Source organism: Streptomyces sp. NPDC058295, assembly GCF_042880655.1.
GTDB classification, from domain to species: domain Bacteria; phylum Actinomycetota; class Actinomycetes; order Streptomycetales; family Streptomycetaceae; genus Streptomyces; species Streptomyces coriariae.
In genome coordinates this window covers 1-6,535 of the sequence record NZ_JBHVYO010000103.1, presented here as the reverse complement: position 1 = coordinate 6,535, position 6,535 = coordinate 1, and the positions used below count along the sequence as shown (strand labels likewise).

At 71.8% G+C, this 6,535-nt stretch carries 5 protein-coding genes and 1 pseudogene; 2 read left to right on the top strand and 4 right to left on the bottom strand.

What is annotated here, in order from left to right:
* Positions 1-100: 100 nt before the first annotated feature.
* From ACFVYS_RS43615 to ACFVYS_RS43605, 3 genes are all read right to left on the bottom strand, one after another.
* Complete coding sequence (locus ACFVYS_RS43615) at positions 101-1,063, bottom strand: 3-hydroxyacyl-CoA dehydrogenase NAD-binding domain-containing protein (RefSeq protein WP_389511428.1); 963 nt, start codon at positions 1,061-1,063, stop codon at positions 101-103.
* Positions 1,060-1,845, bottom strand: a complete 786-nt coding sequence (locus ACFVYS_RS43610; RefSeq protein ID WP_389511427.1) for a BTAD domain-containing putative transcriptional regulator — start codon at positions 1,843-1,845, stop codon at positions 1,060-1,062. Before ACFVYS_RS43610 ends, ACFVYS_RS43615 begins: the two co-directional genes overlap by 4 nt.
* Before the next feature lie 121 nt (positions 1,846-1,966).
* Complete coding sequence (locus ACFVYS_RS43605; RefSeq protein ID WP_389511426.1) at positions 1,967-2,572, bottom strand: response regulator; 606 nt, start codon at positions 2,570-2,572, stop codon at positions 1,967-1,969.
* A gap of 224 nt (positions 2,573-2,796) precedes the next feature.
* Here ACFVYS_RS43605 and ACFVYS_RS43600 point away from each other — a divergent pair, with 224 nt between their 5' ends.
* Complete coding sequence (locus tag ACFVYS_RS43600; protein WP_389511425.1) at positions 2,797-3,807, top strand: beta-ketoacyl-ACP synthase III; 1,011 nt, start codon at positions 2,797-2,799, stop codon at positions 3,805-3,807.
* Entirely contained in the window at positions 3,804-4,319 is a 516-nt protein-coding gene (locus tag ACFVYS_RS43595) for a flavin reductase family protein (protein ID WP_389511424.1), read from the top strand. The genes ACFVYS_RS43600 and ACFVYS_RS43595 overlap by 4 nt, the downstream gene beginning before the upstream one ends.
* Before the next feature lie 83 nt (positions 4,320-4,402).
* Here the strand turns inward: ACFVYS_RS43595 and carB are convergent.
* Positions 4,403-6,535, bottom strand: a pseudogene (gene carB, locus ACFVYS_RS43590) (carbamoyl phosphate synthase large subunit); the annotation flags it as partial.

Genomic DNA, 6,535 nt, shown 5'->3' with positions numbered 1-6,535 from the left:
CCCGGGGGGGGGGGGGGGGGGCCTGGGGGGGGGTGGCGCGGGGGGGGGGGGGGGGAGGTTGAGGGCGACATCGCCCCGGCCCCCATCGCTGGTGCGGGCGTCACGACTCCAGGCGCACGTCCTCCACGGAACCCGCATCCCGTACCGCCGCGATCACGGCGTTCTGCGCCTGGTCGCGCCACGCGGCGAGGCGCCCGTAGTCGTACGTGCCGAACGCCTCGTCGGCCTGTGTCAGCAACTTCTCCTTGAGCGCGTCGTCCACCGGCGGGTTGCCGAGCCCGGCCCAGCTGCGCTCCAGGCCGTCGCCCAGGTGTGCCATCAGATGCCGCAGCCCCCCCGCGCCGCCTCCCAGGTGGAAGGCGCGGAAGGGGCCGGCCGCGGCCCAGCGGGAGCCGATGGACGCCGTCACGATGTCGTCCAACTCACCTACGGTGACGACACCTTCGCGGACGAGATGGATGCTCTCGCGCAACAGCGCCGACTGGAGACGGTTGGCGACGAAGCCGGGCACCGCACGCCGCAGCAGCACCGGCGTCTTGCCCAGACCCCGGTACAGGTCCAGAGCCGCCCGCACCTGGGCCGGATCGGCGTCGTCGGCGACCACGACCTCCACCAACGGCACGATGTGCGGGGGATTGAAGGGGTGACCCACCATCACCCGGCCCGACCTGTCCAGGCGGGCGCCGAGGTCGGCCGGCAGCAGGGTGGAGGTGGAGGAGAGCAGCAGGGCATCGGGGGCGGCCTCGTCGACGCTCCGGAACACCTCCTGCTTGAGTGCCAGATCCTCGAGCACGTTCTCCTGGACGACCTGCGCCCCCCTAGCGGCCTCCGTCACGGTGCGGTGGAAGGACAGCCGCGCGCGGAGCCGCTCGGGGGGTACGGGGCCGCCGGGCATCGAGCGCGCGTACAGCGGCAGGGACCGGTGGACGTGGTCCTCGGCGTCCGCCCGGGTGCTGCTGACGCGCACGTCGAATCCGGCGGCGGCGAACAGCGCCGTCCACCCGAGCGCGATCGTGCCGGTGCCCAGGACGGCGACGGTGTGCGGGGCGTCGGGGCCGGTCATGCCGCGCTCCGCTGGGCGTGGCGACCCGCACCCAGGATCTCCTGGTGCAACTGCTGTATCCGGGGGGACGGCTCGACACCCAGCTCACGCACGAGCGTGCCGCGCAACTGCTGGAACGTCTCGAGCGCCCGCCAGGTGTGCCCCGATCGCTGGAGGGCGGTCATCAACAGTGCGCAGATGTTCTCGCTCAGCGGGTTGCGGGCGGCGAGGATCAGCAGTTCGCCCAGGATCTCCCCGTGGCGCCCCAGCCGCAGATCGGCCTCGAAGCGCAGCTGCTGGGCACGCGTTCGGGCTTCGTCCATGGCGAGCATCTCGATCTCCAGGATGCGGCCCGCCGGTACGTCCGCCAGGGCCGGGCCCCGCCACATGTCCAGGGCGCCCCCCAGCAGCGCCGACGCCTCGGCCACCGCGCCCCGCTCGAGCGCCCGGTTGCCCGCCATCGCCTTCTTGTGGAACAGGTCCGCGTCGCACCGTCCCGGGTCGGAATTGAGTTGGTAGCTCCCGAAACGGGTGATCAGTACTTCTTTCGGGGTGAGTGGTGAGTTCGCGGGCAACGCCTTTTTGATGAGTCGGCGTAATTGCAGCACGTATGTCTGCAACGTGGTCTGTGCGCTCCGCGGTATGTGCTCTCCCCAGAGCTCCTCCATGAGCGTGGGGATGGGTACGAGATGTCCCGATCGCAGAGCGAGCAGTGCCAGTAGCTGGCGAGGTTTGCCGGCGCTCGGCACAATCGAGCTCTCGGCAAGTCGTACGTTCAGCGGACCCAGTACTTCGATATCCATGGGGGAACCTCCGCTAGAGAATTCGGACGCCTTGAGTCTGGCACGCGAATTTCCTGGTTCCCCTGTGATGTCGTCATGTATCGATGGGAGATTTTCATGTGCGACGGTGCGCACCGATCCATCAGATGATGCCCGCTTCCCGGGCCATCCGTATGGCATCTATGCGATTCCGTGCGTTCAACTTGCTCACGATCCCGGTGAGATAGTTCCGCACGGTGCCGATCGACAGGTGCAGTTGTTCGGCGATGTGGGAGGCGTCCAGCCCGTCCGCCGCCCGCTCGAGTACCTCGGTCTCCCGGAGCGTGAGGATCTGCGTGCTGAGATCGAGCGCGTCGAGGGTCATGTGCGGGTCGAAGACCCGCTGTCCGGACATGACGTCACGGATCGCGGCGGCGAGCCGCTCCGGCGGTGAGTCCTTCAGCAGCAGTCCCTCCAGCCCGGCGTCCAAGGCCCGGCGCACGACCGCGGGCCGGCCACTGCTGGTGAGGATGACGGTGCGACAGTCCGGCAGGACCTTGCGCAGTTCGAGGGCTGCGGTGAGGCCGTCGGTACCCGGCAGCCCCACGTCGACGACGGCAACCTCGGGGCGTGTCCGACGGGCGGCGGGCAGAATCTCGTCACCGTGACCGACTTCGGCCACCACGGCGAAGTCCGGTTCGAGTTGCAACAGGGCCACCAGAGCGCCGCGGACCATGTGCACGTCCTCGGCGATGAGTAGGCGAATCACGTCCCATGCCCCCCCGGCGCAGGTTACAGGCCTCACAAGAGCCTCGCGCAACACTACGCTCCGCTGCCGGTCCTGCCACAGTCAACTATCGGCCAACTGCGAAAGAAGTGCGACCGAGTGCGCCTCAAGAAGGGCTCCACCGGGATTGGTCAGGGTGCCCGAGGTTTCCTTCTCATCCCCTGTGCGGAATTTCGCTTCGTCAGGACACTGAAGTGGAGAGGGCGTTGACAAAAGCGACAGGTATTGAAATTTCTGCTGTGCCGCACGCGGACGCGAATGTATACAGCAGGATCCTCGGCGTCGGCAGCTATCGTCCCCGCACGGTGGTCGACAATAGCGAGCTGTGCAGAACACTCGACTCCACCCCGGAGTGGATCGAAACGCGCTCCGGCATTCGGGAACGACGCTTTGCCGCACCGGACGAATCGCTGGAGAGCATGGCCGTCGCCGCGTCGGGGAAGGCGTTGGCGCAGGCCGGTGTCGGCCCTGAGGACCTCGACTTCGTCCTGATCGCCACGATGACGGATCTCTTCCACGCGCCCCCGCTGTCGGCGCGGATCGCACGGTCGCTCGGTGCGCGCCGGGCGGCGGCACTCGACGTCTCGGCCGCGTGCTCGGGGTTCTGCCACGCACTGGCCGTCGCCTCGGACATGGTGCGCGCGGGCAGCGCCCGCCATGTGCTGGTGATCGGCGCGGACCGGATGACGGACATCGTGCAACGCACCGACCGGGGCAGCGCCTTCCTGTTCGCGGATGGGGCCGGCGCGGTCGTGGTGGGCCCGTCGGACGTGCCGGGGTTCGGCCCCGTCGTACGGCGCACGGACAGCGCGTACGTCGACTCGGTCTGGATGACCTCCGCCTGGTCCGAGGGCGGCGAGCGGCCGTGGCTGCGCATCGACGGCCGGCGCATCTTCCGGTGGGCCATGGACGAAGTGGCCCCGGCCGCCGCCGAGATGCTGCGGGTGGCCGGCGTGGCCCCGGACCGGCTCGGCGCCTTCGTGCCGCACCAGGCGAATCTGCGGATGATCGGCCTCATGGCGGACCGCCTCGGGCTCGGGCCCGGCACCGTCGTCGCGCGTGACGTCATCCGTACGGGCAACACGTCGGCCGCTTCGGTACCGCTGGCGCTGGACAGCGTGCTCGCCGAGGGGAGGGCGCACCGCGGGGACACGGCGCTGCTGATCGGGTTCGGTGCGGGGCTGAGCTTCGCGGGGCAGGTGGTGGTGCTGCCATGACCGATCCGGCCGAGGCACCGCGTTCCGTGACGGCAGAGGTGTTCCGCGCGGCCATGGCCTGTCACGCGGCCGGAGTGGTGGTCGTCACCACCCGGGAGACCACGGGGCGGCCCTGGGGGCTGACCGTCACCTCGTTCAGCTCCGTGTCGCTGGAACCGCCCCTGATCCTGGTGTGCGTGGCCAGACGCGCCAGCGGCTACCCGGCGTTCGCCGCCTGTACCAAGTTCGCGGTCAGCGTGCTCGAGGAGGGCCAGGAGGATGTCGCCGCCCGCTTCGCCCACAGCGGAGCGGAGAAGTTCACGGCGCAGGAGAGCTGCGACACCCCGGCGACGGCACCGGTCGTGGCGGGCGCCCTGTGCCAGCTCGACTGCCACGTGCACGCCCGCCACCCGGCGGGCGACCATCTCCTGCTGCTAGGGCTGGTCACCTCCGTGCGGTACCGGCAGGGTGCCCCGCTGATTCATCACCGGAAGGCCTTCCACACACTCGGGTCCGGCGTCGTCACGTCGTGACGGACGCCGCCGGCGGCGCACCGGGCTCAGGCCCGGGCGGCGGGCCGTGGGGCTGTTCCCACGGCCCGCCGCCCGGGCCCGAGTCAGTGTGCGGCGATCGGCGCTGTGGCGGACTGCCACTCCTGGAGGGAGCGCACCGGCATGCCGTCCTGAGGGCGCCGGACGTGGTCGATGCCCTGGACGGCGGCGGCGAGGGCGCTGACAGTGGTCAGGCAGGGAACGGCGTGGGAGGCCGCGGCAGCACGGATTTCGTGGCTGCCGGGCGGGCCCTCGCCGGCGCGGTGTGTGATGACGACAAGATCGACCTGCCCGTCGCGAACCAGCCGGGCGGCAGCCGACTCGCCGGTCGTGCGCACGGTGCCGGCCCCGACGCCATTGCGCCGAAGCACCTCGGCGGTGCCCGCGTCCGTCAGCAACTCGAAGCCCATGGCAGCCAGTTCACGAGCGGGGAAGACCATCGAGCGTGTGTCGCGGGCGGCCAGGCACAGGAGGGCGCGGCCCTTGGTCGGCAGCGAACCCTGGGCGGCGGACCAGGAGGTGGCGTAAGCCGCGCCGAAGTCCGCGCCGATACCCATGACATCACCGACGGACAGGACGCTCTGCCGGACGAAGACCGGCGCGTCCGGCGGCGGGGCGCCACCGTCGCCGTCCTTCGGCAGGAGGCCCTCGCCGCGGAGTTCGGCGACGGTGGCGCCGAGCACGATGCGTCCGGCGGCCCGCGCCAGCGGTACGGCGGTCGCCTTCGAGGTGAAGGGCACCGTCCCGGTGGCATACGGTTCGGCGCCCAGTACATGGACAACGCCGCCGGCCAGGGCGTACCGGACGGAGATCGGCCCGCGCACGCCCAGTCCCGCGGCGACGGCCTCGGTGGTGGTGCGCAGGCGCGCGACGTCGTGCCCGCCGAGCGTCACGGGCGGCAGGACGCAGGCCGGGCCACCGCCGTCGGCGCCGGGCTCCCCGAGGTGTTCCATCACCCCGCCGAGATAGAGCTCCGTCCCGTCGAACAGGGCGTCCACGCCCACCTCGACGGCACCGCGCAGCACCTGACCGATCAGCACGGGCCGCGCACTGTCCGGGGCGCCGTCCCGGGCGAGCAGCGAGGCCAGGGCGCCCTCGTCGTGGACGGTCTCGGGGCCGGGCCCGCCGGGCACGTCCGGGCGGTGCACCGTCACCGGGTACTCGATCTCGGCGGCGGTCTCCTTCGCCGCCGCGGCGGTGGAGGTGCCGTGTCGCGGAGTGGACAGCCCGGCCGCGCGCAGAATGCGGCGGAACGCGTCGTGGTCCCCGGCGAGGCGGAGGGCGTCCGGCGGCGTGCCGAGAATCGTCACGCCGCTGTCCTGGAGGTCCTGCGCGAGCCGCATTGCCTCAGGCCCGCCGAACTGTGCGACGACCCCGGCCACCGGCCCCCACTGCCGTTCGGCATGCACGACCTCCAGGACGTCCTCCACCGTGAGCGGAGCGAAGTGGAGCCGGTCGACACCGCCGTGGCCGATGGGCAGCGGTGCGGGGCCGCAGGTGACCACGACGGTTTCGTAGCCGATCGCGCGCAGCGCGGCGGCCGCGTGGACGGCAGTGTGACCGAACGCGCCGCTTCGGGCGACGAGCCGGGGGCCGGGACCCAGGATGATCACGGCGGGCCCGGCACGCCGTGCGATCGGAACGGCCGCGTGAGCACCCTCGCCGTACGCGGGTCCGTCCGAGCGGTCGTACGACGAGGACAGGCACGGCGTCCTGCCCTCGCCGCCGCCCAGGGCCCGCTGGAGCGGACGCATGCCCAGGGCGTGCCGCACCTCGCGCACCGCGGCCTCCTGCATCGACCGCAGGCCGGCGATGCGTGCGTCGGAGAATCCGTGACGCTTGGCCTCGGCCAGCAGCCGCGGGCTGAGTCCGGGGGCCGCGGCGATCTCGTCGGTGATCCCCTCGATGCGGGCGAGCTGGACGGCCAGCCAGGGATCGGTTCTCGCGGCGCCGAGGGCCGCCCGGCCGCTCCCGCCCGGCACGGCCGCCCCGCGGTCCCGCGAGCGCAGTGCCTTGTTCAGCGCCTCGGCGAAGGTGCGGCCGATCCCCGTGGCCACGCCGCCCGCCCGGACCACCACGTGACCGGACGGCCGCTCGGGGAGCTCGTTGGGGATCTCGTCGAGGGTGTAGCCGACGGCGAGCTTGGCGGCGATCTTGGCGATCGGGAAGCCGGTGGCCTTGGAGGCCAGGGCCGAGGA

Excerpts from the sequence above, each read along its gene's own strand:
- ACFVYS_RS43615 (WP_389511428.1), bottom strand. The coding sequence starts at position 1,063 with ATGACCGGCCCCGACGCCCCGCACACCGTCGCCGTCCTGGGCACCGGC.
- ACFVYS_RS43610 (WP_389511427.1), bottom strand. The coding sequence starts at position 1,845 with ATGGATATCGAAGTACTGGGTCCGCTGAACGTACGACTTGCCGAGAGC.
- ACFVYS_RS43595 (WP_389511424.1), top strand. The coding sequence starts at position 3,804 with ATGACCGATCCGGCCGAGGCACCGCGTTCCGTGACGGCAGAGGTGTTC.